Annotated in this window: 25 protein-coding genes; 9 read left to right on the top strand and 16 right to left on the bottom strand. The window is 56.5% G+C overall.

The window, feature by feature from the left end; genetic code table 11:
* The first annotated feature begins 392 nt into the window (after positions 1 to 392).
* Positions 393 to 1,049 (top strand): nitroreductase family protein, encoded by a 657-nt coding sequence (locus tag RBB44_RS00220; RefSeq protein WP_371932259.1) that lies wholly within the window; start codon positions 393 to 395, stop codon positions 1,047 to 1,049.
* Between the two features lie 72 nt (positions 1,050 to 1,121).
* On the opposite strand, the gene RBB44_RS00215 is transcribed toward RBB44_RS00220, so the two are convergent.
* From RBB44_RS00215 to RBB44_RS00205, 3 genes are read right to left on the bottom strand one after another with little or no spacing between them, the layout of a single operon-like run.
* Positions 1,122 to 1,685 carry a TadE/TadG family type IV pilus assembly protein gene (locus RBB44_RS00215; RefSeq protein ID WP_209180846.1) on the bottom strand — a complete coding sequence of 188 codons (564 nt, stop codon included), beginning with the start codon at positions 1,683 to 1,685 and terminating at the stop codon, positions 1,122 to 1,124.
* A 1-nt stretch (position 1,686) separates the two neighbouring features.
* The gene (locus RBB44_RS00210) at positions 1,687 to 2,226 is read right to left on the bottom strand and encodes a TadE/TadG family type IV pilus assembly protein (RefSeq protein WP_306147924.1); all 540 of its coding nucleotides are present in this window, start codon (positions 2,224 to 2,226) and stop codon (positions 1,687 to 1,689) included.
* 10 nt (positions 2,227 to 2,236) lie between these two features.
* Positions 2,237 to 3,601, bottom strand: coding sequence for a TadE/TadG family type IV pilus assembly protein (locus RBB44_RS00205; RefSeq protein WP_306148332.1), 1,365 nt, complete (start codon positions 3,599 to 3,601; stop codon positions 2,237 to 2,239).
* A 436-nt stretch (positions 3,602 to 4,037) separates the two neighbouring features.
* Here RBB44_RS00205 and RBB44_RS00200 point away from each other — a divergent pair, with 436 nt between their 5' ends.
* Complete coding sequence (locus tag RBB44_RS00200; protein WP_306147923.1) at positions 4,038 to 4,937, top strand: heparin lyase I family protein; 900 nt, start codon at positions 4,038 to 4,040, stop codon at positions 4,935 to 4,937.
* Between the two features lie 88 nt (positions 4,938 to 5,025).
* Here the strand turns inward: RBB44_RS00200 and RBB44_RS00195 are convergent, their stop codons facing one another.
* The 11 genes from RBB44_RS00195 to RBB44_RS00145 all read right to left on the bottom strand — a co-directional run bounded on the left by RBB44_RS00195 (position 5,026) and on the right by RBB44_RS00145 (position 17,684).
* Positions 5,026 to 6,162 carry an acyl-CoA dehydrogenase family protein gene (locus RBB44_RS00195; protein WP_306147922.1) on the bottom strand — a complete coding sequence of 379 codons (1,137 nt, stop codon included), beginning with the start codon at positions 6,160 to 6,162 and terminating at the stop codon, positions 5,026 to 5,028.
* Positions 6,163 to 6,175: 13 nt separating this feature from the next.
* Positions 6,176 to 7,369, bottom strand: coding sequence for an acyl-CoA dehydrogenase family protein (locus RBB44_RS00190; protein WP_306147921.1), 1,194 nt, complete (start codon positions 7,367 to 7,369; stop codon positions 6,176 to 6,178).
* 73 nt (positions 7,370 to 7,442) lie between these two features.
* Positions 7,443 to 7,904, bottom strand: a complete 462-nt coding sequence (locus RBB44_RS00185; RefSeq protein WP_306147920.1) for a MaoC/PaaZ C-terminal domain-containing protein — start codon at positions 7,902 to 7,904, stop codon at positions 7,443 to 7,445.
* Between the two features lie 231 nt (positions 7,905 to 8,135).
* Positions 8,136 to 8,582 carry a MarR family winged helix-turn-helix transcriptional regulator gene (locus RBB44_RS00180; RefSeq protein WP_306147919.1) on the bottom strand — a complete coding sequence of 149 codons (447 nt, stop codon included), beginning with the start codon at positions 8,580 to 8,582 and terminating at the stop codon, positions 8,136 to 8,138.
* 162 nt (positions 8,583 to 8,744) lie between these two features.
* The gene (locus RBB44_RS00175; protein ID WP_306147918.1) at positions 8,745 to 9,947 is read right to left on the bottom strand and encodes a CaiB/BaiF CoA-transferase family protein; all 1,203 of its coding nucleotides are present in this window, start codon (positions 9,945 to 9,947) and stop codon (positions 8,745 to 8,747) included.
* 1 nt (position 9,948) lies between these two features.
* Entirely contained in the window at positions 9,949 to 12,090 is a 2,142-nt protein-coding gene (locus RBB44_RS00170) for an acetate--CoA ligase family protein (protein ID WP_306147917.1), read from the bottom strand.
* Between the two features lie 14 nt (positions 12,091 to 12,104).
* Positions 12,105 to 13,595, bottom strand: coding sequence for an AMP-binding protein (locus RBB44_RS00165; protein ID WP_306147916.1), 1,491 nt, complete (start codon positions 13,593 to 13,595; stop codon positions 12,105 to 12,107).
* A gap of 54 nt (positions 13,596 to 13,649) precedes the next feature.
* Entirely contained in the window at positions 13,650 to 14,429 is a 780-nt protein-coding gene (locus RBB44_RS00160) for an enoyl-CoA hydratase-related protein (RefSeq protein WP_306147915.1), read from the bottom strand.
* A 106-nt stretch (positions 14,430 to 14,535) separates the two neighbouring features.
* The gene (locus tag RBB44_RS00155; RefSeq protein ID WP_306147914.1) at positions 14,536 to 15,741 is read right to left on the bottom strand and encodes an acetyl-CoA acetyltransferase; all 1,206 of its coding nucleotides are present in this window, start codon (positions 15,739 to 15,741) and stop codon (positions 14,536 to 14,538) included.
* A gap of 12 nt (positions 15,742 to 15,753) precedes the next feature.
* A complete protein-coding gene (locus RBB44_RS00150) occupies positions 15,754 to 17,241 on the bottom strand; it encodes a hydroxymethylglutaryl-CoA synthase family protein (protein ID WP_306147913.1) in 1,488 nt (495 codons plus the stop codon).
* 29 nt (positions 17,242 to 17,270) lie between these two features.
* On the bottom strand, positions 17,271 to 17,684 hold the full coding sequence (locus tag RBB44_RS00145; protein WP_306147912.1) for a PaaI family thioesterase: 414 nt from the start codon (positions 17,682 to 17,684) through the stop codon (positions 17,271 to 17,273).
* 199 nt (positions 17,685 to 17,883) lie between these two features.
* Between RBB44_RS00145 and RBB44_RS00140 the strand changes: the two genes are divergently transcribed.
* The 7 genes from RBB44_RS00140 (at position 17,884) to RBB44_RS00110 (ending at position 24,554) form a co-directional block, all read left to right on the top strand.
* Positions 17,884 to 18,804 carry an SDR family NAD(P)-dependent oxidoreductase gene (locus RBB44_RS00140; protein WP_306147911.1) on the top strand — a complete coding sequence of 307 codons (921 nt, stop codon included), beginning with the start codon at positions 17,884 to 17,886 and terminating at the stop codon, positions 18,802 to 18,804.
* Positions 18,804 to 19,664: a MaoC/PaaZ C-terminal domain-containing protein gene (locus tag RBB44_RS00135; RefSeq protein ID WP_306147910.1), complete on the top strand. Its 861-nt coding sequence runs from the start codon at positions 18,804 to 18,806 to the stop codon at positions 19,662 to 19,664. The genes RBB44_RS00140 and RBB44_RS00135 overlap by 1 nt, the downstream gene beginning before the upstream one ends.
* Before the next feature lie 19 nt (positions 19,665 to 19,683).
* Positions 19,684 to 20,130: a MarR family winged helix-turn-helix transcriptional regulator gene (locus RBB44_RS00130; protein WP_306147909.1), complete on the top strand. Its 447-nt coding sequence runs from the start codon at positions 19,684 to 19,686 to the stop codon at positions 20,128 to 20,130.
* A 33-nt stretch (positions 20,131 to 20,163) separates the two neighbouring features.
* Positions 20,164 to 21,309, top strand: a complete 1,146-nt coding sequence (locus RBB44_RS00125; RefSeq protein ID WP_306147908.1) for a CaiB/BaiF CoA-transferase family protein — start codon at positions 20,164 to 20,166, stop codon at positions 21,307 to 21,309.
* A 195-nt stretch (positions 21,310 to 21,504) separates the two neighbouring features.
* The gene (locus RBB44_RS00120; protein ID WP_306147907.1) at positions 21,505 to 22,569 is read left to right on the top strand and encodes a C4-dicarboxylate TRAP transporter substrate-binding protein; all 1,065 of its coding nucleotides are present in this window, start codon (positions 21,505 to 21,507) and stop codon (positions 22,567 to 22,569) included.
* Entirely contained in the window at positions 22,557 to 23,156 is a 600-nt protein-coding gene (locus tag RBB44_RS00115) for a TRAP transporter small permease (protein WP_306147906.1), read from the top strand. The genes RBB44_RS00120 and RBB44_RS00115 overlap by 13 nt, the downstream gene beginning before the upstream one ends.
* A 54-nt stretch (positions 23,157 to 23,210) precedes the next feature.
* Positions 23,211 to 24,554, top strand: a complete 1,344-nt coding sequence (locus RBB44_RS00110; protein WP_306147905.1) for a TRAP transporter large permease — start codon at positions 23,211 to 23,213, stop codon at positions 24,552 to 24,554.
* A 95-nt stretch (positions 24,555 to 24,649) separates the two neighbouring features.
* Here RBB44_RS00110 and RBB44_RS00105 read toward each other — a convergent pair whose 3' ends face one another.
* Together RBB44_RS00105 and RBB44_RS00100 are read right to left on the bottom strand one after the other, a co-directional pair.
* Positions 24,650 to 25,099 carry a GNAT family N-acetyltransferase gene (locus RBB44_RS00105; RefSeq protein ID WP_306147904.1) on the bottom strand — a complete coding sequence of 150 codons (450 nt, stop codon included), beginning with the start codon at positions 25,097 to 25,099 and terminating at the stop codon, positions 24,650 to 24,652.
* Positions 25,100 to 25,255: 156 nt separating this feature from the next.
* Positions 25,256 to 26,419 carry an acyl-CoA dehydrogenase family protein gene (locus RBB44_RS00100; RefSeq protein WP_306147903.1) on the bottom strand — a complete coding sequence of 388 codons (1,164 nt, stop codon included), beginning with the start codon at positions 26,417 to 26,419 and terminating at the stop codon, positions 25,256 to 25,258.
* Positions 26,420 to 26,478: the final 59 nt, after the last annotated feature.

Below are 26,478 nucleotides of genomic sequence, written 5' to 3'. Positions count from 1 at the left end.
ACCTTGCCGGGAACAAAGGAATGAGCATCTCCCTCACGCTCTTGCACATTCCCCGCAATATGGCCGCGCTGCATTGTGCGGGCGTGTCGCCTTCTTCACAGTCAGCCTGACCAAATGGTCAAGAAAATCTAGAAAGCTGCCAGCTCTCTGGTCAAGACTATTTTTTAGTCATGCGGAATTTTAATTCTGTTGACCCGTTAATTCGCTCATATTGTTTCTATTTTCCAATTTCCACTCAAGCTTGCATTGCCATGATATTGGCAATTCCTGCAGTATCAATCATGCTGCCTTTGAATGGAACTCAGGCAAGCCTCATTCTGATGGACAACAGCCAGAACGCGCAAGGTCTTTCCATGATCGACAAATCAAACCTCGTCTATACGGCTCTGCCAATGCCGGATCGGCGGGCTATTTCCGATGAAGATATGCGCCAGCGCGCCAATGAGTTTCTGGAAGACGTCCGCACCCGGCATACGGTTCGCCAGTTTTCCGACAAACCGGTAGAGCGCAGCGTGATCGAAACCTGCATACGCGCAGCCGGCACCGCTCCAAGCGGCGCCAATCATCAACCCTGGCATTTCGTGGCAATCCGTAATCCGGACCTAAAGCGCCAAATTCGAGAGGCAGCCGAAGTAGAAGAGCAAAAGTTTTATGATGGCGGCGCGGGAGATGCCTGGATCAAGGCGCTCGAACCGATCGGCACCAACGCGCACAAACCGCATCTGGAAATCGCTCCGTGGCTGATTGTGATCTTTGCACAGCGCTGGGGCACGTATGAAGACGGAACACGCTACAAGCACTACTATGTTCCTGAAAGCGTCGGGATCGCGACTGGTGTGCTGATCACGGCTTTGCACCATGCTGGCCTCAGCACCTTGACCCACACGCCAAATCCGATGCGGTTTTTGAACGATGTTCTGGACCGCCCGGAAGCCGAAAAGCCCGTCATGATCCTCGCTGTCGGCCATCCGGCAACAAACGCCACTGTTCCTGCCGCCGCCAAAATCAAAAAGCCTCTCAAAGAGATCCTAAGCGTGTTTGATACCTAGGCTTAGTTCGGGAAAAATGGGCAACTTGAGATCTGTCTCATGGACTACGCTATTCCGGCGTTTGCGCCACAATCAGCTGTCGTCTTCGTGCACTATTTCTGTTTTGAACCGAGGGCGCCGGATATGGAAATCGTTCAGACTGAAGTCACCGACAATGTCACTTACAAACAAGGCTGAATGCTCCAACGACAACTGTACGACGATGACAGTGTCGCCTTCTGCGAGGGTCGGAAAATCAAACTGGGCCAAATCATCATCTTCCAGAAGCGCATCGTCATCATTGCTTTCTGACCAGTGAACCTCCAATTCATCCTCATCATCGAAGAAATTGCGGACACTCGAAACTGTCATGATGAAATTGCTGTCGGTCGCATAGTTTCCGAGGATCGACACTGCCGTTGCTTCAATAAGATCGAAATCGTCCTCTGTAAACGTATCTCCATTGAACCGGGTAACGAGATCTGTTGTCACACTTGCTGCTCGCTCAAGCTGACGGGAAGCACGGAACCCATCAAATAAACTGGCGGTGTTCAAGAAGATCAGGATCAACAAGGGAAAAATGAGCGCAAACTCGACCGCGGCAGCTCCCTCTGCAGCCGCCCGAAAGCTCCGGATCCTTTTAAAGAACAACTGCATCTTAAAAAGGCTCGTTCATGAAGGCCATTGAAGAGATTATTTCAAACCGATTGTTGTCGGTTTTCGAGAGCTCCAGGCCAAATCCTAACCCCGGTGTATAGACATCCGTTGTTACGCACGCCCGCATGAACACGATGCTGGTCCCAGCGCCCGGATTGAAGTTCACAACAGGCTCGAATTCATCACCTTCATCGCGACAGACTGCGTCCGTGTCCGGCAGATCGACTAGGTTATCGATTTCCGTGAGCTCGATAGTGATGTTATTCGCGCAATTCGGAACAACAACACCTACAAGATCGCAGATATCTTGCTCAAGGTCATCGCTGGAAACCGTATTGTTCGCCAATCCTTGTGTGACTGTCCCAATATAGACTGATTTTGAGGTTGTGTTTACAGCATGATCCAGCATTGCCATGCGGATGAACAAAAGCCCCATCTCAAAACAGGACAGAAACAACGCAAAAAACGGCAGGCCGATCAGCGCAAACTCTACGGCAGTCGCACCGTCTTTCTTTTTAAGGAGACTTCGCAGGACACGCATTGAAATCAACCTAGCCGGAGATGCGAAGACTGTTCACCGACGCCGCAATAGCATTGAATGCATCATCGATGTTCAAGCCCTCGACAAAATAGTAATTTGAAAGACTTGATGCACAGTATTGAAGAAGCTCGTCTGGCAGTGAACCACTACTGATTTGAAATCCTATCGTATATACTTGAACATTGTTATCGTTCAAATATTCACAAATGCGCTTAAAGTAAGCAACCGCATTATCGGCTGTGGACGAAGAGGTATTTTTACCGCCCTTCGACACGATGGTTTGCTGAGTACTGTTTTTGATTTTACCAGTCGTTGTGTAGTCCCGTGGTCGAAACTGCGCAGTTATTGCGCCATCAGTCATGATCACAGCAACCTTAAGCGTGTCCTCATCATTAAAATCGGCAGGCCGGTCCGAAAAATCACCGCCCAGTTGCCCCCTCATGTCACTGGACAGAACCTTTGCACCCCACAGCGTTCCGATGTCCATGCCGGTACCGTCGGACAGGTCCATGTCATCAATCAACGCCTTCAAGTCGGATGTGTTGTTTGAGTTTAGAAGCATTGCGGTGTCGTCAGACGGACACCAGGGATTGGTCGCGACCCATTTGGTAAAGTCAGGTATTTGCGGGCGGCTGTTCGCCGGAATCGCGGTCATGTCGAAGTCGTCATCCGTGTATTCGATGCACCCTTCTCTCTCCGTAGAGAACATGAATTTGCCGTAGGGAACGTTTTTGTTCACGTAGTAATCAGCCGGACTTGGTGAGTCGATAACCCCCGGGGTCGATGAGTTCACAGCATATCTATCGTAGAAATCCCCGATATTTACGGTTCCTCCAAACGGTATAATGCTCAGGGACGTGTATTCCCGATCGTCTTCGTTCAGCATTGTGTCAATGAAAGACTTCGCAGCTGAACGCAGGTTCGTAATTTTCGACCCCCCCATGGACGAGGAGATATCAAGCACAACAGCCACTTCGACATTTGTTGCAGCTTGCTGAGCGACTGAAGATGCCAAAACACTCGTCGTGTCGATCCCGGCCAGCTTCAAAATCGTCATTTCGATGTCAACGGTCGCATTGATCTCGACAGACTTTGCGTTGAGGCTATCTGTGACATTCCCTATGGTCAGGTTCAAAGTTGTCCAAGGTGCGGTGTCGGGCAGGTTGGCTCGGACATACTCATCTACCGTATCTTCGATACTCGCAGTGTTGCTCAAAGAAGCGGCCGCAAGCGTCGCTGAGTCCAATGTGGATTGGAGTTTTGCCTGAGCGGTCGTCATCCGGACGACATCGAGGCTGCCAATCGTGATCAGCATGAGCGGCACAAACGCCAAAGCTGTAAGAATGGCGACATTACCGGACTGATCCGCCCCCAAGTTGGAAAAACGGGACGCAAGTTTTTGAAGAAGTGAGCGCAATTGCGAAATCCGTACTCTAGAAATGCCTTACAGCGGTGGCACCAATTTTCTCGCCCTGAACAGTTCACGGTTGATCAGTGGACGGCATAGTATTTTTGAAATAACAATCCGACCACTTCTATAAAGTTAATCTGAATAAATAAATTAGATATGGTTACACTTGCCTGAACGCAGTTTTATTGCCTATTTTTTGTTCATAATAAGTATTTTTGCCGATATCTATGAAGGGTGAGCTCCGAATTTGATCATTCGCATAAAAAAGCAACTTCCTTCTTTTCCAGATAAAAGTGCAATTGGCCCCAAATAACTGTGATCACAATTCTGTGTTTACGGAACGATAAGCACGCCGTCGCGTTCGTTTAGTTGATGGATGAAAGCAAAAAAGGACTTCCCTATGACAGCAGGCGACACAGGCACCAAACTTATATCGAAAGCAAAAGCTTGTTCAGTTTGCGGAGCTCTAACGCTCTTCGGCGCGTCAGCCGCACTCGCTCAAGACGAGATCGTAATCGGTGGTAAAGCCGTACCTGTCGAGGAAGATTCTTACAAATGTGACATGACCGCTGAGGAAATCCCGGATGATCTGAGCATCAAACGGCTGGCGAACTGTGAATCCGCCGAACTCATTGATTTTGAGATGCCGGGCAAGGATCTGCGCGCCGTAAAGTTCACCATTTCACCGGATGACAAACCTATTTCATCCGGGATCCGCGCTGAGTTGCGCGACATGTACGTAGCTAAAAATGGCGAGGAAGTCTGGTACCGGATCTCCACATTGATCCCGGAGACGTTTCCCATGGAAGCAGACCACCGGCTGGTCCTGTCTCAGTGGCACGAACGGCTGAGAGCAGGTGGCCATAGTCTGCGGCCCAACATTTCACACCGGCTTTGGAACGGCCGATTTGTCGTGACCCTTTGGAGCGACGACGTCATCGAGCGGTTTGGCACTATCGAAGGGGACGGCCAGATCCTTTATTCGGAGCCACGGATCGACCAGGGCGTCTACCACGAATATGTCTACCGTATTGTGTGGTCGCCAGAAAATGATGGCCGGATCGATGCCTGGATGCGGCAGTGTCCGCCCCTGCGGGAGACCTGTGACAGCGATTGGCAGGACATGATTCAGTTTGAAGGTACAACCGGCTATTCCAACGACAAGGTAGACGGCTATTATTTCAAGTACGGGCTCTATACCGTGAGTGACTTCGACGTGCCGTTTACGGCGTTTCACAAGGATTACTGGAGCGGACCAAACGCCGAGAGCATCGGATTGTCCGATCCGATCTTCAAATGAGCCCGGCGAAAAATATGTCTTTCGGCTAACATGTTAACGCAGTCGGGAGGACTATCCTCCCGATCGCGTTGCTCAGCAGCCACGATATCTAAGCCATCTGGCGGGCGTAGCGCTCCAAATGGTGGTCGGTATCGCCGAACGCTTTTTCTGCGACCATGACCCGTTTCACATAGTCACCAAGCTCATATTCATCCGTCATGCCGATGCCGCCATGCATCTGGATCGCATTTTGACAGATCACCCGCCCGCGTTCGCCAAGGTAGACTTTGGCGGCAGAGACAGCTTTCTTCCGAATGAGGGCCTCCGGGCTATCGGCGGTCATGGCGGCTTCAAACACCAGCGACTTTGCATGCTCGAAATCAATCATCATTTCGGCCAGCTGATGCTGAAGTGCCTGGAACTCGCCGATCGGACGGCCGAACTGGGTGCGAACCTTCAAATACTCGGTCGTCATGGCGATGATTTTTTCGAGCGCTCCCAAAGCCTCTGCGCAAAGTGCTGCGGTCCCTAGATCTGCGATATGTTCGATGAGGTCTGCCGCCTTGTCTTTCGGACCCAGCATCTCAGATGCCGCCACAGGAACATTTTCAAGCACAATGTCCGCACCGGTCCGGCCATCTGCAAACCGGTAGGGTTTCATCACCACACCGCTTGCGTCCGGCCGTATGAGGAACAAGGTAAGACCATCCGGATCAGCCGCATGTCCTGAGGTTCGGGCCGACACGATCAGAATGTCCGCTGACGGGGCGCCGATCACTGCTGTTTTCCGGCCGGAGAGCCGGTAACAATCGCCGTCCGGTTCCGCACGGGTCGCAACACTTGAAAGGTCAAACCGGCTTTCCGGTTCCAAAAACCCGACCGCGGCGCGTTTGGAGCCGTCCGCAATACCGGGCAGAAAAGCGTTTTTCTGGTCGTCCGTTCCAGCCAGTTGAAGGGCGCCCCCGCCCAAAACAACGCTTGCCGTGAACGGCTCGAGCGAAAGGTGACGCCCAAACTCGACGGCCGCGACCATCGTGTCAACGGCGGTGCCGCCAACTCCCGCATAAGCCTCTGCGATGGGCAGGCCCAGCATTCCAAGCTCGCTGAGCGCCGACCAGATCTCGGGATCATGGTCCTGATCACCGGCTATGAGAGACCGGCGCGTGGCCTGGCTGCAGCCGTCGCTCAACACCTTGCCGAGACTGTCGGAAATCAGGGATTGTTCTTCAGAATAATTGAAATTCATGATGCCGGTCCGCTTAGCTCAGGAGTGTTTTTGAAATGATGTTCTTCTGAATCTCGGTCGAACCGCCGTAGATCGTTGCCTTTCGGCGATCGATATAGGCCGGCATGCGCGGGATTGCATAATCCGGGCCGACTGTGTCGCCGTTCCACGCAGGATCCATAGCCGCTTGCTGCCATGGCAAGGCATATGTTCCGACCGCATCCATTTGCAATTCGGCAATGCGCTGCTGCACTTCGGTGCCCTTGACCTTCAAAACAGACGGGAAGGCCCCGTTGAGACCCGTTCCACTGCCACTCAGCATCCGCATGTTGGTGAGTTCCAAAGCCCTGAGGTCGATCTCGAGCCGCGCGATCTTCACCGCAAACAGCGGATCCTCGATCAAAGGCTTGCCGTTTTTCTTCTCTGTCCGGGCGATATCCAGAAGCTTCTCAAACTCGGCCTTGCAGCCGCCGACGCCCGCAATTCCGGTGCGTTCATGCCCGAGCAGGAACTTGGCATAGTCCCAACCCTTGTTTTCTTCGCCGACCAGGTTTTCCGCCGGGACCCGGACATTTTCCAGAAAGACTTCATTGACCGAATGCATGCCGTCAAACGTGATGATCGGGCGGACTGTGATGCCGGGGGTTTTCATGTCGATCAGAAGGAACGAAATCCCCTGCTGTTTCTTGGCCGCATCGGGATCGGTGCGCACGAGGCAGAACATCCAATCGGAAAAATGGGCGTATGAGGTCCAGATCTTTTGTCCATTGACGATGTAATCGTCGCCGTCGCGAACCGCCGCCGTTTTTAAGGACGCCAGATCCGAGCCGGATCCGGGTTCGGAAAAACCCTGGCACCACGGCACTTCACCGCGGGCAATCCCGGGCAAGTGACGGTCTTTCTGATCCTCACTGCCGAATTCAATGATCACCGGGCCGACCATATTAACGCCGAACGGCAGAACGCGGGGCGCTCCGGCAAGGTAGGCTTCTTCATCGAAGATGTTCACCTGCACCGGTGTCCAGCCGCAGCCGCCATGTTCTTCGGGCCAGCGGGGCACCAGCCAGCCCTTTTGCCCAAGGATCTGCTGCCAGCGCATGAAGTCTTCGCCATCGAGCTTTTGTCCTGCCTTGACCTTGTCACTGAGACCTTTTGGCAGCTCCGCCTCCAGGAAAGCCTTTACCTCAGTCCGGAACGCCTCGTCTTCCGGCGTATAATTGATGTCCATGCCTCACTCCCAATTTGATTTTTTGCCTCTACGCGCCGGCCGCTCCCCCAAGCGGCTTTGACGCCAATAGTGCCTACCGTCCCGCGACCAGCCGTTTGGCGGTGTAGGTGATCACCGTTTCCCCATTTTGATTGACGATGTCGTTGCGCGTGGTCACCACGGCACGGTTTCCCTTGCTGGTCTGGCGGACCTCTAAAACTTCCACGATGGCGTGAACGGTGTCGCCCGCCGCGACGGGCGCCAGAACCTTCTTGTCGACTTCCAGAAGCGCCAGCCCCGTCGCCTGGATGAGGGTCTGGCACTGGATGCCCTCGATCAACGTGTAGGTCAGTGCCGCAGGTGCGACCCGCCCGCGAGCCGCGACACCCTGCCCAAAAGTTTGATCGGTAAACAGGACTTCGGTCATGCCGGTCACACCGACGAAGGCGATGATGTCTGCTTCCGTAATTGTGCGTGCCAGGGTCCGGTACCGGTCCCCGGCAGAAAAATCCTGCCAGTAGAACCCCGGTCCGACGAGCCGTGGAGATTGAGTCATGCGTCCAAACACTCTCATAAGTGCGTGGCCGGGGTTCAGGAACACCCGATCACGTTTTCATAAGTATATTTATTATTATATTGCGAACTAAATTTCTGGCAAGCGTTCAAATCGATCTAGCGGGCTCAACGCTCTTTACATGGTCAAGTCAAAACGGCGCTTGAAGAGAACGCCAGCTCTGAAGGCCAGCACCCGGTTTCATGAAGTTATGAAGGAATAACTCAACCAGGCCTAAGCGCCGGCTCCGCTCAACCGGCCCTGAAGGTTCTGCCGTGCCTTGCGCAGGGTCGTAATCAGATGCTCAATGTCGGCTTCATCGACACCTTCAAAGGTGACTTCATTCATCTGGCGCATGCTTTCGCCGATCTTCTTCCAGACTTCCTGCATCTTCGGCGTCAGCCAAACACGTTTGGCCCGGCGATCCTTTTCATCCGGTCGGCGTTCCACGTAGCCTTTGGCTTCCAGCCGGTCAACAAGACCGCTGATCGTGACCGTTCCGATATCCATCCGGGATGCAAGATCCGTCTGCGTCAGGCCATCATCCTTGTGAAGATGATTGAGCAGGAACACCTGCACATGGGTCAGGTCGTACTCGGTTGCCAGTTGATCAAAAAGAATCCGGCGGAAACGGGCAATGTCGCTGAACAAAGTTCCGAGTTTGCGATCCAGATCGTGCATAGGTGTCCAATTTCAGGTTTGCCAAAACCGATTTTTTCAGAGGATTTTCTGTTCCCACTGCTTGCCATCGGACCGGCCAAAGTCTTTATCCCTGCCTTAACGGCGCGCGATCCTTAGCAAAATATGTACATGCGAACAATCGTCAGTTGGTCGAGGGTAAACTTACGGAGCTGTTGCCAGACACTTTGTGATTTCTGACGCAGAGAAACCGAGTTCTTCCAGAACTTCACGACTGTGCTGCCCAACCTGAAACGGTGGCTCTGCCTTTTGGTACGGCCCGTCCTCGTTCGCCACGAAGGGCGCACCGAGCAAAGTGACGGGGTCTGACGTGTCGTGAAGTTTCCCTGCCTCCACAAGCAGGCCGCGATGGTCAAGCTGCGGGTCGGACAGCGCCTGCCCCAGATCACGAACGGCTTGAACGGGAACGCCATGCGCCTTCAGGATTTTCAGCCATTCCTCCGTCGAACGGCTTCGCAAGACAGGCCGGATTAGCTCCCGGCCTTCTTCAAGATGTTTGTGGCGGGCGAGCTCAGAGGAAAAACGCGGGTCCTCCAATAGCGCTGCAAGACCGAGCGCCTTGAACGCCCCTTCCTGCTGATCTGAGGTCAAGGTAGCGATCAAGATCATGCCATCCGATGTTTCGAACGTTCCGGCAGTCGGTTGGGTCATTGGGGATTCATTGCCCATCAGCGGTGGCAGACACCCTCGGACCAGATAATCCGCCCCCTGGCAGCACATCAGCTGAAGGGCCGTGTCATACATGGCAACGTCCAGAAACTGGCCTTTGCCGGTCATCGCCCGCCGATAGAGCGCAGCGGCTATGGCATAGGCTGCCGAAACGCCGGTGGTGACGTCTACAAGCATAAACCCGATCCGGGTTGGCCCTGTCTCGGGGAATCCGGTCAGCGACATCATTCCAGAATCTGCCTGTATCGCAGAATCATAAGCTTTTTCAGAACACCTCGGTCCGCTTTGACCATACCCGCTGATGGAACAATAGATGACATCCGGGTTGGCTCTCCGAACCGCCTCGTAGTCAATGCCGAGTTTTTGTGCCGTTCCCGGCACGAAGTTTTCGATGACAACATCCGCGCCAGAAACCAATCGGCCAGCCGCCTCGCGTCCAAGCTCCGATTTCAAATCAAGGGCAAGACTTCGCTTTCGAAGATTGCCGGTAAGGAACGCCGGTGAGAGGCGTTGTGCCGCCATCTCAGGACTGGCCAGCACCCCGCGCAGCTGGTCTCCGTCACCGGGCGGTTCGACCTTGATGACATCAGCATCGAGCAACGCCAGCATTTGCGCAGCCATCGGCCCTGACAACGCACGGGTAAAGTCGATGACACGCAGTCCCTTGAATGCCCGCATGTCACTTTACCGCCGGATCGCCGGCAAGCATTGTGGCTTTAGGCACAATGACCGCATCCAGGGCAACAGCGCCCTCCGGCAGGACGACAAACGGATTGATGTCGATTGAGTCCAACCGGTCGGCATTTTCTGCGGCAAACACCGAGAGCCGGGACAGGGCTTGCGCCAATGCCTCAATGTCCGCAGGCGGTGCACCGCGCACACCATCCAGCATCGCCCGTCCCTTGATCTCGCCGATCAGGCGATGCGCTTCATCAACGCCAAACGGGGCCAGGCGGAAGGTCACGTCCTTCATCACTTCAACGAAAACCCCGCCAAGACCAAACATCACCGCCGGCCCGAGCGCCGGGTCATTCGTTACACCAAGAACCGTTTCAACACCTCCTGAAACCATTTCACAGACGAGCACACCCTCCATTGTGGCATCTGGCTGGGCTTCCCGCGCGCGTTTCACGATGGCCTCAAAACCTTCGGTGATCGCCAATTTATCGTTGAGACCGATCAAAACGCCGCCGATTTCGGTTTTATGCAGAATATCCGGCGAGGCGATTTTCAAGACCACCGGGCCGCCAATTGCGTACCATGCCTTGACCGCTTCTTCGGCACTTGCCGTCAGGAAATCACGGGTCACCGGGATACCGGCGCTTGCCAGAATGGCTTTTGCTCCAGCTTCCGACACCCGTTCATCCGGCGCTTTGGCCACATCAGCCGGAAGATCTGAAGGTGTATCCGGCTGGCCGCGTTCGAAGGTCTTGTGAAACTGGGCAAGGGCCGCCATTGCGCGGATCGCCATCACAGGATCCTCGTAACAGCCGATGTTGAGCGCTTCATACTCGGCAATGATTTCGGGTGTGGCGATCATGCTGAGCGCCAGCGGTGTTTCAGGGTGTTTTGCTCGCAGGTCCTTGAAAGTCTGAAGGCAGAAGTCCTTAAGCCCCGGCGCCTGAGGGGCGCTCGCAAGATAAATTGCATAGGCATCACAGCCGCTTTCGCGGATTGATAGATCAATGCCCTGACCGATGACTTCCGGCTGGTTGAGCACCTGCCCTGTTATGTCGATCGGATTACGCACACCTGCGTAGGGGATCAGTCCCAGCAGTTTTTGCTGTAAGGCTTCCGGCATGGCCGGAACCTCCAAGCCGTTTTTGACAGACTCGTCGGCCATCTGAATACCAATACCGCCGGAGACGGTCTGAATGGCCATCTTCCGGCCCTTTGGGAAAAGCCCTGTCTGGCAGGCATAGGCGACATCGACCATTTCCTGGCAGCTGTGCGCTCGGTAAACGCCGTATTGTTTGAAAAGGGCATCATAAATTGCATCATCACCAGCGAGACTAGCCGTGTGTGTGGCCGCAGCTTCTGCGCCCACATCCGTATCCCCGACCTTGATCATAATCACCGGCTTCTTCGCGGCGCGGGCCAGATCAAGGGCCGCACACATGCGGTCTCGGTTCTTCACGCCTTCGGTATAGGCCATGATGGTCGAGACATCCGGATGATCCGCATAGTAAGCGATGACCTCGGCGACATCGATGTCGCATTCATTTCCAGTGGTTACCCAAAGGTCCGTCGCGACTCCGCGCCGCTGCGCCATGTAGAACATGTGCGCCCCATAGGCACCACTCTGGCTGACGATTGCCGTTTTCCCCGGAGCAAGGCGCAAGCTGGCCTGAACACTGGAAAACGTGCCGAACCAGCCGGCACTGACGCTGAACGCTCCGATGCAATTCGGACCAATCAGCCGCATCCCGGTTTTCTGCGCCGCTGCCGCAATCCGTTGCTGTACTTCGGCGCCCCCTGCTCCGAGTTCTGCAAAACCGGAGCTGAAAATGATCGTGGACTTGGTGCCCATGGCGGCGCAGTCCGCAACCGTCTTTTCAACAAGAGGCGCGGGCACGGCAACAATCGCGCAATCCACCGCTTCGGGCACCTCGGTGATTGACGGATACGCCTTGAGACCCTGAACCGTTGGCCGCTTCGGGTTGACTGGATAGATCCGTCCCTTGAACCCGCCGGCTATCGTGCTGGCGACCGGCCGCCCGCCAATCCTGGTTGCATCATCCGACGCCCCGATGATTGCAACGGATTGAGGCTTTAGGAGAACATCGAGGCTGGCGTTGGTGGAAGGCAATACATCGGCCATGAAATGTTCCTTGTTCAAATCCGCCGGCCGGCATCGGCCCAAAAAGCATCGCGCAGCTTGCGCTTGAAAATCTTGCCGTTGTCGTCCCGCGGCAAGCTGTCCTTTATCAGGATCTTACGGGGGATCATGTAGCTGGCAATCCGGGACCGGAGGTAATCCTGCAATTGACCGGTATCGATGGTGGTGTCCGGTTCCGGCTGAATGGCAACAGCGATGGCTTCGCCTAGATCGGGATCGGGAATTCCAAAAACCGCGCAATCATGGACCTGATCATGGCCGAACATGGCGGCCTCGATCTCCGCTGGATAGATGTTGACCCCACCGGAGATGATCATGTCGCGCTTGCGGTCGGAGATGAACAGATAGCCATCGTCATCGAGGTAGCCAATGTCGCCAACGGTGAAGAGCCCGTCCCGCTCCACAGCTGCCCGGTCCTCCGGGCGCCCTTCATAAATAAAATCAGGAAAGGAATGCAGACGGCAAAAGATTTCGCCTGGCACATTCGGCGGGCACTCCGCCCCATCTTCGGCAAAGATCTTGATGGTCGCGTCCTCAACGGCGCGGCCCACCGTGCCCGGCTTCTGAAGTGCCTCTTCGCTGGAACACAACGTCACCGCACCGGTTTCAGTGCCGCCGTAATACTCAAAGATCACGGGTCCCCACCAGTCGATCATCGCGCGTTTGATATCCGGGGGGAACGGTGCGCCGGCGGCAACGATGTGCCGCAGGGAGGATGTGTCATAGTGCCGGCGCACCGCAGCTGGAAGTTTCAAGAGCCGGATGAACATGGTCGGTACCATGAAGGCCGTCGTGATCCGGTACTCCTCAATGATCTGAAGGATCTTTTCCGGATCGAATCGCGGGACAAGAACAAGATCGCCACCCACATCTACGGTCAGCATGGCAAACCGGTTCGGGGCCGAGTGATACATCGGAGCCACCATCAGGGTCCGGCAGTGTTCGGTAAAAATCCTGTTGTACCCGGTGCTGACCAAGGTGGGATTTGTTAGCCTGCGCACGCCCTTGGGGTATCCGGTGGTCCCGGAGGTGTAGATCATCGCAGCCTGACCATGCGCGTCCGGTCCGTCCCAGACAGACTGGTCTGCGAGCCAGTCCGCCCAGACCGGGAACCCCTCCGGCAAAGCACAGGCATCTCCTGAGAGGCCATAGCTCGCTGCAATGTCAGCCGGGGTCGGCACAATGACGATCTGAAGCTGGTCAATGACATCAACCGGAAGGTCCGGGCCGATCTGGTTCCAAAGATCCGCGTGAATGACAAAAACCTTAGCCTTGCAGTCCTTCAGAATATAGGCGGCTTCCTCAGCTGTGAAACGCCAGTTGACCGGAACGGCTGCTGCTTTCACAAGGGCGGCCGCCAGATCCATCGCAACCAGCGGAAAATCATTCCGCATCATGGTGGCAACTGTACCCCCTTCCGTGACGCCGACTTTCAGGAAACCACTCGCCGCTCTTCGGGCAAGGGTACGTACATCGGTTTGAGCCATGGACCGCGGCCCGCAAAACAGTGTCTTTGGCATATGGTCGGTACTCTTCCCGTTTTAATGGCCCAGAAAATTGGGCTTACGGCTTTCACCAAAGGCGCGGACGCCTTCTTCGAAATCCTGAGTGTTGAAGGCCTTGCTTTGGCAGGCTGCTTCCAGGCGCAAGGACTCGTCGAGGGTCGCCGATTGCGCGGCTGCGATCTCGCGCTTGATCAGTCCAAGCGCAACCGTCGGACCGGAAGCCAGGCGCTGCGCAAGTGCGGTTGCGGTATCTAAAAGGCTTTTGTCTTCCGTAACCTCATGCACCAGGCCCCAGTCTTTTGCCGTTTCTGCGTCCATCGACCCGCCAAGCATCGCCAGCGCCGTGGTGCGCGACGCACCGATCCGGTGGGTTAGGAGCGAGGAGGCCCCGCCATCCAGAACCGCGCCGATCCGAGCAAAAGACAGGTGAAACTTCGCGGATTTGGCTGCAATGACGATGTCGGACGCCAGGACGATGGAAAACCCGGCACCGGCCGCTGGACCATTGACGGCGGCAAAAACCGGAACCGGCAGATCCCGCAAAGCCTGAACCACCCGATTGATGCCGCCGAGGATCTGCGTCTCTATATGCTGACGGCGCGCCAGGATCGTCTCAAGATCGAGATCGGCACCGCTGCAAAAGCCACGGCCCGACCCTGTGATCAAAACAGCGCGCACACTCGGAGCATGCAACTCCGATAGAAGCTCCGACAAGATGCCCTCGCGCATGTCCGTTGACAGGGCGTTCAACCGGTCCGGTCGGTTGAGGGTCAGGCTCAGCACACCGCTGTCCCGCTTTACAAGTAAATCGCTCATTTGCTCCTCCCCAGGATGCATTTGCAGCCGGCACCTCCTACCGCTCTGCTGTGACAAGGCCCGGCTAGGTATCAATCACCGGGCCCTGCCATCGCGATGGCGGTGTTTATGCCCCCATCTTTCCGACGATTGCCAAGGAGCAGACGTTCTGGTGCGGGAAACCGCCCAGATTGTGCGTCATACCGAAGACGGGTTCTTCCTTGCGCTGGCGGTCACCGGCACGGCCCTGAAGCTGCAGATACATTTCGTAAATCATCCGGAGACCCGACGCTCCGATCGGGTGGCCAAAGCATTTCAGACCGCCATCGATCTGGCAGGGGACCTTGCCGTCGGCATCATAAAAACCGTCCATGATGTCCTTCACAGCGCCGCCTTCCGGTGAGATGAAAAGGTCTTCCATTGTCACCAGCTCGGTGATCGAAAAGCAGTCATGCACTTCAAACAGGCTGATCTGATCGCGCGGGTTGGTGATGCCGGCTTCCTTGTAAGCCCGCTCGGCGCATTTGCGCGTCGTCACGAAGTGGCTGCCGTCCCAGGAATTGTGCTGCGCTTCCAGTCCGTTCGAAGCCGCAAGCTGCAAGGCCTTCACGGTAATGAGGTCATGTTTACCAAGGGACTTGGCGATTTCCGGTGTGGTCACGATGGCACAGGCTGAGCCGTCAGACACCCCGCAGCAATCGAACAGACCCAGCGGCTCTGCGATCATCGGGGCATTCAGCACCTTGTCTTCATCAATCCGGTTGCGCAGGTGGGCCTTGGGATTGCGCGCGCCATTGTCGTGGCTTTTGACAGAGATATGCGCCATCGCGCGTTTCAGATCACCGGCGTCAATGCCATGTTTGGCGCGATACGCGGATGCGAGCTGTGCGAAGGATCCAGGCGCGGACACGTTGGCCCAGAAAAGATCATTCACCGAGCCGCGGTTGCGCTGAGGCAAACCGCCGTAACCAGTATCCTTCAGCTTCTCGACACCAAGAGCCAGCGCGATGTCGGCCGCCCCGGCTGCGACAGCATAAACGGCACCCCGGAAAGCCTCCGAGCCGGAGGCACAGTAGTTTTCAACGCGCGTGACCGGAATATTCGGCAAACGCAGCGCCATCGACAAGGGAACGGCGGACTTGCCGACGTGCTGCTCCTCAATGGCCGTCCCGAGCCAAGCGGCATCGATCTGGTTTTTCTCAATGCCTGCGTCGCCGAGCGCCTCGGTGAACGCTTCGATCATCAGATCATCGGCATTGTCGCTCCAGCGCTCGCCAAACTGTGAACAGCCCATGCCGAGAATGGCGACCTTGTCTCTAATTCCAGATGCCATGTTTTTTCCTCCTTATTCGGCCGCTTCGGCGGGCGCGCTGGCCTGATCATCATTGTCTGGCGTTGCCTTCCAGAAGTACCGGCGGAATCCACGGTTCCTGTCGTAGTCCTTCACTCGGAACATCAGCTTCATGGGCATGCCGACGGCCAGTTCCTGGTCCGGATCAATGTCTGTGAAGTCGGCCATCAACCGGCCGCCGTCCTCGAACTGGATCATGCCGTAATAGGCGGGCGGGTCCGGAGAGAAGGTCAGCCGGTCGGCCGTGAAGGAATTCAGCCGGGCCTTTTTGTCTGCAAACGCGTGGTCTTCCTGCGTGCCGATGGCACCGCAATTCGGATTGACGCAAACATTGCTTTTGGGGAACTGCAGTGTGCCGCATTCACTGCAGCACCCTCCGATCATGCGTTGTGCCATATCCCGGTTTCGATAGTGGGTGGACAGGCCGGTCTGTTTATCGACCTCCGCCCTTATGCCCTCTTCCATCGTGACCAGGCCGTTGACGGTTAGAAAGCGGGCGTAGTTGGTGTCCGCCCGGCGGCGGGCCAGATGGCCGGAAACAGCGGTTCTCGGTGCAAGCTTTTCGATGGCGTCCGTCACTTCGAAGATCAAAGCATCGCACCCCTGGCCAAAGCCGGTCACAAGGATTTTGTCGCCCGGTCTTGCGGTTTCCAAAGCGTGCACCAGCATAATGACCGGATGGGCGGCCCCCGCTTCCCCGCAAGTCGCTTGGAGATTGTCGGCAACGGCCTCGTCCGCAAGGCCCACCTTCTTGGCGAGCATGCTGGCGACCCGCTTCATGGCGGCCGGGAAGCAAAACGTCGTGACATCGCTTGCCGCAGTGCCTGTTTTATCAAGCACGGCTTTGATCGCGTCAGGCACGATCTTCAAATAGCCATCATCCCGCAGCCAGCGCTCCTCCCAGGCATAGTCATACGCGTGACCAGATCCCCGGAAATGATCGACAAAGTCGGCAGATACGGTGTGCGCCCCGATGAATTTCGCAATCACTTCGCCTTTGCCGACCAGAACCGCCGCGGCACCATCGCCATAAGTCATTTCCTGCGGGCTCGCGGCCTTGGTCTTGCGTTGTTCGGAGGCGGTAAACAGAATTGGTCCCTCGGCACCAGAGGCCGCTTGCAAGGCGACTGACAATCCGGAACTGCCCGCGCGCTGAGAGGCTGCCAGATCGAGAGTCATCAGTTGGCTTTTGAGGTTCAGCGCGTCGGCGACCACCCCGGCATTCTGCCGGTCGTCGAAGGGAAAGCTGGTCGATGCCATAAAGACTGCAGAAATCTCGGAACGATCGAGCGCGGTCAGGCAGTCTCTGGACGCTTCGACCGCCATAGTGATGGCGTCTTCGTCCCAGTTGGCGATGGTACGCTCGCCCTTTGCCAATCCCTTCAAGCCGGGATTGTACCAGCCGTGCATCTTGCTGATCTCAGCACGTTGCAACCGGCTTTGCGGTAAGTAACCGCCGAAGGCCAGAATTCCCAAATCCATGATGCTCCTCCTCCCGCGCTTTTCAGCGCTTATGTTTTCGGCTTCCGGTCAAACAGCTTGAACGCGCCCGAGGCGGTGGCGATCAGAGTGCCGTCCGGCAGCACAATTTCTCCTTCGGCAAAAAACACGGAGCGCCCCCCGCCAATCCGGCGGCCATGCGCCCGCAGCAACCCTTTTCGCATTGGCGCGATGAAATTCGTGTTTAATGTCAATGTCATGCAATAAAAACGCGGCTCCGGGGGCGGGCGATAACAGCCGGCCATGCCGCATGCAAAATCGAGCGCACTCACCAAAACACCGCCATGGGTCACGCCCATGACATTGGTATGGTAGCTGTCGATCTCGACCGCAACACACGCATGATTGCGCTGCCATTCGGTCAGCTCAAACCCGACATGCTTGTTGAACTCCCCTATTGGCCCCGATGTCTCGGCAAGGGTCATGATTTCTCCCGCTCTCACAGCTCCGGCCTTCGCAACGATTCAAGATAGCCGCCGTCCGAAGCATTGCCTTCCAGCCGGATATTATATGTCTTGATTATTATTCGCAAGCGTATTATTAATCTGCGATACAATTTTGGCGTCATATCTACTTACGCGCCGCAATTGCCCGATTTTGAGGCCGAAATACTGAGGGATGGGAATGTCTGACAAAGCTTTGCTGGATGGAAAAGTTGCAATTGTCACCGGCGCGGGCCGCGGTGTTGGCCGCGAGATTGCCCTTTTGATGGCTCAAAAGGGTGCCTGCGTTGTCGTCAATGACCTTGGCGGAACTGGCGGCGGTGAAGGCGAGGATGCGCTCCCGGCAACCGAGGTCATCAACGAAATTACTGCCGCTGGCGGCAAGGCCGTTGCCAACTTCGACAGCGTCACGGATTCAGCAGCAGCTCAAGGCATGGTTGATCAGGCAATCGAAAACTTCGGCAAGCTCGACATCGTGGTGAACAACGCCGGCATTGTCCGGGACGCGATCTTTCACAAGATGACCGAAGACGAGTGGGATCAGGTGATCGCCGTCCACTTGAAAGGTGCCTACAATGTCAGCCGCGCCGCCGCGACCGTGTTCCGGGAGCAGCAATCCGGCCGCATGATTCACATGACATCCACGTCCGGATTGATCGGTAACTTCGGTCAGGCCAACTATGCCGCCGCAAAACTCGGTATGGTCGGCCTATCACGGTCCATCGCCCTCGATATGGCGCGCTATAATGTGACGTCCAACGCGATTGGACCTTTTGCCTGGAGCCGCCTGATCGGCACGATCCCGATCAAGTCCGAAGAAGAGCGTATCCGGGTTGAGCGCCTGAAGAGCATGACACCGGCAAAAGTCGCGCCTCTCGTTGCAGCTCTTGCCTCAGATGCCGCCCAGAACGTTAGCGGCCAGGTGTTTGTGTCCCGGGGCAGCGAGGTCATGCTACTCAGCCAACCCCGGCCAATCCGGTCCATGGCGCGCCCTGACGGCTGGACGCCGGAATCCATTCTCGAACACGCATTCCCGGCTTTTACCAGCACACTTGTGCCCCTTGAGCGCTCAGCCGACGTGTTCTGCTGGGATCCGGTCTGATGGCCATCGACTATGACAAGCTGATGGCCTGGCCGTTCGAGGAGGTTGAACAAACCTACTCAATCAAGGACAGCATCATCTATGCCCTTGGCGTCGGATATGGCCATGACCCGATCGACGAGGGGCAACTGCCCTTCGTTTTTGAGGAAGCCGATTTCAAGGCTGTGCCGACCATGGCCGTTGTGCTGGCCGGGCCAGGTTTCTGGCTGCGCAAGCCTGCGACCGGCATTGATTGGCGCAAGATCCTGCATGGGGAACAAGGCATCCGCTGGCACAAACCACTGCCGAAATCAGCGACTGTCACAGCACGCACTCGCATCACCCGCATTCTCGACAAGGGGGCGGACAAGGGCGCCCTTATCTATTCCGAACGTGATCTCGTCGATAAAACCACCGGCGACAAGCTCGCCACTTTGTCGTCAACCACCTTTGCGCGCGGAGATGGCGGTTTTGGTGGGGCACCAGGCCCACAGCCGCAACCGCACGACGTGCCCGAGCGCGATCCCTGCGCTGTGTGTGACCTCCCCACAAGGCCGCATGCAGCGCTGCTATACCGCTTGTCCGGCGACCCCAATCCGCTGCATGCCGACCCAAGGGTGGCCGCGGCAGCGGGGTTCAAAGCGCCGATCCTCCATGGCCTTTGTACTTTGGGGATCGCCGGACATGCGGTTCTGCGCAGCTTCTGCGGATATGACACGACCTGTTTAAAATCCTTGAAATTGCGGTTTTCAAGCCCGGTCTATCCAGGCGAAACCATCCGGACGGAGATGTGGCAGGATGGCGACGTCATCTCTTTCCGGTCCAAGGTTCTGGAGCGCGATACGGTGGTGTTGAACAATGGATGCGTCGAGCTGGGATAACAACGAGGGGGGACGCGAAATGGATGCAACGCTCGCGGCCTGCAAATCGATCTTTCAGGACATTGCCCGGTTTCGCGGCCTTCTGTTCGATCGCCTCATCGCTCCCTACGGACTGACCATGTCCCAGGCGCGGGTGCTTTTGCACCTGCTTGCCGAAGACAAGCTGACCCAGTCGGACATTGCGCGCCGCATGGATGTCGGAACAGTAACGGTCGGGGGTCTTGTTGACCGATTGGAAGCTCGCGGCCTTGTTGAGCGCCGGGCGGACCCGATCGACCGGCGCGCGAAGCGGGTGTGTCTCACGGCCGAGGCCCGGCCTCTGGAAAAAATCATGGATGAATGCAGCGCCGAAGTAGATGGCGCATCTTTCAAGGGCTTGCCGGAAACCAGCATTCACGTTTTGCTGTCCAACCTGCAAGCGGTGCGGCAGAACCTGCTTGAAACACTGAACAAAGATGCCGGCTGAGCGCGGCGAAAATAGAGTCTGGGAGGACTGGGGATGGGGCCACTTCACGGTGTGAAGATCGTTGAATTTGCCGGTATTGGGCCGGGCCCCTACGGCTGCATGATGCTTGCCGATATGGGGGCCGAGATCCTGCGGATTGACCGGGAACCGACCGGGGCTCCAGACATTGAAGGCATTGACGAACAGCGGAAAAACAGTGTTGCCCGTGGCCGTAAATCCATCACGCTTGATCTGAAGGATCCTGCAGCCGTTGAAACCGCTCTCAAGCTGATCGAAAAGGCAGATGCTGTTGTCGAAGGCTTTCGCCCCGGCGTTATGGAACGGCTCGGTCTTGGCCCGGACGTATGTCTTGCCCGCAACCCGGCGCTTGTTTACGCCCGCATGACCGGCTGGGGTCAAACCGGCCCCTTGGCACATGCGGCCGGTCACGACATGAATTACATCTCCTTGTCCGGGGCCCTTTGGTCCTTTGGAGAGGAGGGGCGCGATCCGGTGCCACCGCTCAATCTCCTCGGAGATTATGGCGGCGGCGGCATGTTCCTCGCTTTTGGCATTGTGTGCGCCTTGCTGAGGGCCAGAACAACCGGTGAAGGCGATGTGATTGATGCCGCCATTTCAGACGGAACTGCCGCTTTGATGGCGCCGGTTTATATGTGGCTCGCCAACAATCGCTGGCAAAACCGCCGGGCCAGCAACCGATTGGACGGCACGGCGCCCTATTACGGCGTTTACAAGTGTTCCGATGGCAAATGGGTGTCGATCGCACCGATCGAGGAAAAATTCTGGCAGCTGTTCCTGCATTTGCTGAAGCTTGACGAAGCAGACATCGGCGACCGCCATGACACCCGCCAATGGCCGGACATCCGGCGCCGCTTTGAAAGCATCATCGGCGCACAGCCACGCGAGTATTGGTGTCAGCTGTTTGAAGGAACGGACATCTGTTTCGCGCCAATTCTGGACCTAGAAGAGGCTCCGCTTCATGCACACAATGCGGCGCGGGAGACCTTCGTGGAACGTGATGGCATCGTTCAACCGGCGCCGGCCCCGCGTTTTCAGAATGCCAAAGCCACATTGCCGTCCCGGCCGCCGCTTATCGGCGAACATAACGAGACTATCTTACGGGACTGGGGAGTGGCTGACGATGATGTATCAGCTCTAAAGAAAAGCAGCGCAGTTTGACAACAGATCCCAACCCGCAACGCCGGGTCGGGTATCAGCCGCACTTGCGTAATTATATAATATGCGTATAATTCGTATACTTATAATAATAGACCAAATTGTATTGAGTTGTGAGGGAGCGAAACGCGGCGAACACACGCAGGCCGCATGGATCGGCACCTATCTGGCCCGGTCCGAACACGGGAGGAGATAAAGATGATTTCCATGAAGTCGGCCCTTTTGGGTCTGGGCTTGACCATCGCCATGGCAGGCGTGGCATCCGCTGAAACCATGCTGCGCTATTCCGAAGCCGGCCCAAACCGGGGCGCCAGAGCCAAGGCCCTGCAGTATTTCCTCGATGAAGCGAGCCGTATGACGGAAGGCCAGCTGACCTTCGACGTGCATTGGGGCGGCGCGCTCCTGAAATGGTCAGCCGTGCTGAACGGAGTTGCCGCTGGCGCTGCCGACATGGGAACCGTCATTGCTCCCTATTCGCCCAAGCAGCTTCAAGGCCTTGCAATCGGGGATCTGCCTATTTCCTCATCCGACACCTGGGTCGGCCTGAGAGCGATGCACGAGTTGATGACCACGAACGCACAGCTCCAGGACTTTCTTGCGAAAGAAAACGTCGTCTTCCTCAGCAACTTCACCTCTACCGGCACCCAGTTTGAGTGCACCGGCGATCACAAGATCGAAACGGCCGACGACTTCAAGGGCCTGACCGTGCGGGCGACCGGGACGGTCGGCAAGGCGCTCAATGAGCTTGGTGCCAATGTCGTCAACATGACCTTCGACAAGGTGTATCAGGCACTGGATTCCGGTTTGGTCGACTGTGCCGCCGGTTACTATTACACCAACCGCGCGTTCCGGCATTATGAGATTGTCGATCACATCACCGAAGCCAATTGGGGCCAGGTCGGCGGCTTTGCCTTGGTCATGAACAAGGATGTCTGGGAAGACCTTCCTGCGGAGTATCAGAACGCGATCATGACCGCCGGATCCCAGATGATTGACGAGTTCGCTCGCATTCAAATCGAGACCATTAACGACGTGAAAGCCGGGCTTGCGAGCGGCGAAATCGGCCGTCAGGTGCCCGTTGTAGCGCTGGACGACACTGAGCGCGCAAAGTTGCTCGCCATGACGGACAAATATGTCCAGGAATGGATTTCCGACATGACGGAACGGGGGTATGACGGCCAGGCGATCTGGGATCAGTACGCCGTTCTCGTCGACAAGTATGCGGATGAACTGAACACCAAAGGCTATCCATGGGCACGGTGACGCCCGGCAAACCGGTCCCGCCTGGCAACGGGCGGAGCCGGTTCTCCTCCCCCTTGAGACTTCTGGCCGGGCTGGAAACAGCGTTCATAGCAATTGCTGCTGTCGCCATTTTGGGCATGTGCGTTTACATCACGCTTGGCATTGTCCTGCGCACCTTTGTCGGAATGCAAATCCCGGATGAAGTCGTGATTGTCGGAGACCTGATGATCGGCGCCTTGATCCTGCCACTGGCCTATGTGGCGGCTGATCGCGGTTTTATTGCCGTTGAAGTGATAACGGACCTGCTGCCGAAAGCTGCCCAAGTCTGGCTTAATGTGCTTGCGGCCATAATCGGACTGTGCGCGGTGATCCCGATCACTTATGCCGGATATCTTGCCATGATCCACGCGATCGAAAGCGGCAACTATTTCTTCGGCATTCTGGAAGTGCCTGAATGGCCGGGGCGGGTCGCCTTCTTTGCAGGCTACGCCTTGTTCTTCATCCGCCTGACTGTCTTGTTCCTTCAAGACGTCTGGACCGCCATCGGCTCCGGCGGCGGAGGGAATCCCGGCAAGACACAAGATCCAAGCTGGGAGGAGGCTGCCTGATTTCAGGCAGGCGGCCACCTCGTTCATAATTCACCCCGAACGAGAGACACTCTAGTGGACCCCTCAACAATTGGTATCATCGGCTTTGCGGCAGCGCTCACACTGCTTATCCTGCGCGTTCCAATTGGATTTACGCTGGTCAGCGTTTCCTCTATCTGCGCTTTGGTCACATATGCTTGGCGCCCGGGCGCTGAATTCAATCTCGACCGCGGCCTGCGTCCGGCGATGGCGCTCATTGAATCTAACGCCTTTGAGTTCATTCACTCGTATTCCCTGTCGATGGTGCCGCTGTTCATTGCAGCCGGTCACATCGCCTATCACACGCGCATTACAACAGATATTTACGACGCGGTCCGGGTCTGGATGTCCCGCCTCCCGGGCGGCTTGGCCGTTGCGTCGCTGATCGGCTGCGGCGGTTTCTCGGCGATCACAGGATCCAGCGTCGCCTGTGCCTCGTCCATGGGCCGGATTTGCGTTCCGGAAATGTTGCGCTACGGCTATGACAAGCAGCTGGCAAGCGCCAGTGTCGCCGCGGGCGGTACACTTGGCGCCCTCATACCGCCCAGTGTTCTGTTCATCCTTTATGGCACCTTCACCGAGACATCGATCAGCCGGCTGTTCATGGCCGGTGTGGTGCCTGGCCTCTTAAGCCTTGCCGGGTTCATCATCACCGTTCTGGTCTGGGTAAAACTCCGGCCGGAAGCGGCCCCCGTCCCCGAAGGAGACATCTCCGGAGACGACCGGTTTACGGCCGCGATCAAAGCCTGGCCAGCCGCCACACTGATGATCATTATCATTGGCGGGATCTATGGCGGGATCTTCACCGCCACGGAAGCAGCTGCCGTCAGCCTGTCTTTCGTGTTGATCTACGGAACAGTTTCAGGCCGGTTGCGGTGGGCGGATTTCGTCCTGTCGATGCGCGAGACCGCCTATCAGACTGGGTCGTTGTTCTTCATTGCGGTCGGCGCAAAGATCTTCGTTTCCTTCGTCTCCCTGACCGGGGTGACGGGCGGGTTGGTCGATATCGTGTCGTCTTCGGGCCTGGAAACCTGGATGATCCTGTTGTGTATCGTCGCGATTTACCTGGTGATGGGCATGTTCCTGGATCCGATCGGCACCATGCTTTTGACCCTACCCTTCACGGTCCCGCTTATTGAAGGCATGGGATTTGATCTTATCTGGTTCGGTGTCATCGTCGTCAAACTGCTGGAAATCGGCCTGATCACACCGCCGGTCGGCCTCAATGTCTTCGTCATCAATTCGGTGGTTGGACGGGAGATACAGGTTCACACGATCTTCTTCGGGATCATGAAGTTCCTGGTGCTGGACATTGTTGTCCTATTGGCACTTCTGGCCTTCCCGATCCTGTCACTCGGCCTGCCGAGTTTGATGTTCTGATCAACATAAGGCACTGCCCCGGTCTTGCGCCGGGGCCGGAGTGTATTTGGTCCCGGCTCAAGGCCGGGACGGCTGACAGTTTAATGCTAAAGGTTCTAGACTAGAGACTTCTCAAAATAGACGCGACTGAATCCGTCTTCCGTTCGGCGGCCGGCCTCTTTGTAGCCGAGTTTCGGATAGATGCTGAGATTGGCGGTCATCTTTTCATTTGTGTAAAGGCGGATGTCGGAAAGACCGAGCGAACGGGCTTCAGCCTCACAGTGGGATATCAGAGCCCTGCCGATGCCTCGACCGGCTGCGGCCGAGACAACAGCGACATTTTCCAGGAACATGTGGTCGGCCCTTGGGGAATAGACGATGAAGCCCAGGAAACTGCCGGTCTCATCTTCTGCAACATGAACCTGCCCAGCGCCGATCTGCCTCTCAAAATCAGCAACCATGGGCGCCGGCTTCCGGCCAATTGCCGCGATATAGGGCGCATAGGCCTTTTCCGCACAGGCTCGAACAGCCGATACATCGTCTGGCATGGCAGGCCGGATCTTCATCGCAGGGCACTCCGGATCAACTGATTTCTGCCCCATTCATTCCGGCAGAATGGGCATTTGGCAAGAAAAGACCCGGACGCCACAAAACGTCCGGGCAAGAAACACTCCGGTGATGTGCGCAGGGAGTGTCGAGGGGGCCGTATTGCGCGCTGCCTGTTATTTGGCCCGCTGGTTGAACCGGCGGCCGACGAGGGCGCTTGCAATGTTGGTTTTCTGAATGTCGATGGACCCGCCGGCGATGCCCCAGCCCCAGCTGTCCCGCATCTTTTGTTCCATCGGATATTCGCGCGAATACCCATAACCGCCCATCAGCTGCATGGCCTTGCCGGTGACTTCGCGGGTCATCTCATTGGCAAAACACTTGGCAATCGAGCTTTCCCCAACCGACGGAAGACCGCTTTCTGCGTTCACGACAGCCCGGTAGAGCAGCAGGCGCGCTGCATCCAGTTTCATTTTCATGTCGGCGATTTGAAGCTGAACCGCCTGGAAATCGATGATCTGTTTGCCGAACTGCTCCCGCTCCTGAACATAATTCAGGACGTAGTCGAAGGCCGACTGCGCACAGGCGAGGCTCATGGTGGTGTTGCCGCAGCGTTCCAGATCGAATGCCTCCATGAGCTTCCGGAATCCGCCTGCTGAAACAATGATGTTCTCGGCCGGAACGCTGACATCATCGAAATACATGTCTGCGCTGTGCACACCGCGAAAGCCCATATGGTGCTCCCGTTTGCCGAAGGTGAAGCCATCAGCTCCTTTTTCGACCAGAACAGCCCCGATGCCCTTCGCTCCGGGATCGTCGGACATGCGGCAATAGACAACATAGGCATCCGAGTGGCCTGCGCCGGAACACCAGCGCTTTTGACCGTTGATGATCACCCTATCGCCCTCGACCCGCGCCTTGGTGGTGAGATCGGTCAGCGCTGATCCCGCACCCGGCTCGGACATGGAAACTGCGACGATCATGTCGCCGGAGCAGACCTTCGGCAGGACTTTCTGGCGCATGGCTTCCGGGGCAAAATTGGCGATCGCAAGTGCCGGGCCGAAGCAGGATTCAAAGACCGGAAAAGCAACGCCAATGGAGACCTTGGCAACTTCTTCCAGCACCAAAACCGCTTCGAAATGACTCATGCCGCCGCCGCCATAGGCCTCCGGCAGGTTCACCCCTAAAAGTCCGAGCTCAGCGAACCGGTGCATGACATCCGGTCCCGGCGACTCATCCGTTTCTTCAACCTCACGGGCTATGTCCGGCAATTCCGTCTGGGCAAACCGGCGCACGGTTTCCTGGAGAGCGGTCTGTTCTTCTGAAAGGGTAAAATCCATTTGCGATGCTTTCACTTTTCCGCTGAAACGGCGACTGTCTTGTTTCGGTGTGAGATTGG

Origin of the sequence: Roseibium sp. MMSF_3247 (assembly GCF_030733765.1) — a bacterium.
Lineage (GTDB): Bacteria > Pseudomonadota > Alphaproteobacteria > Rhizobiales > Stappiaceae > Roseibium.
The sequence above is the reverse complement of the archived record's forward strand: the minus strand, read 5'-3'. Positions and strand labels throughout refer to the sequence as shown.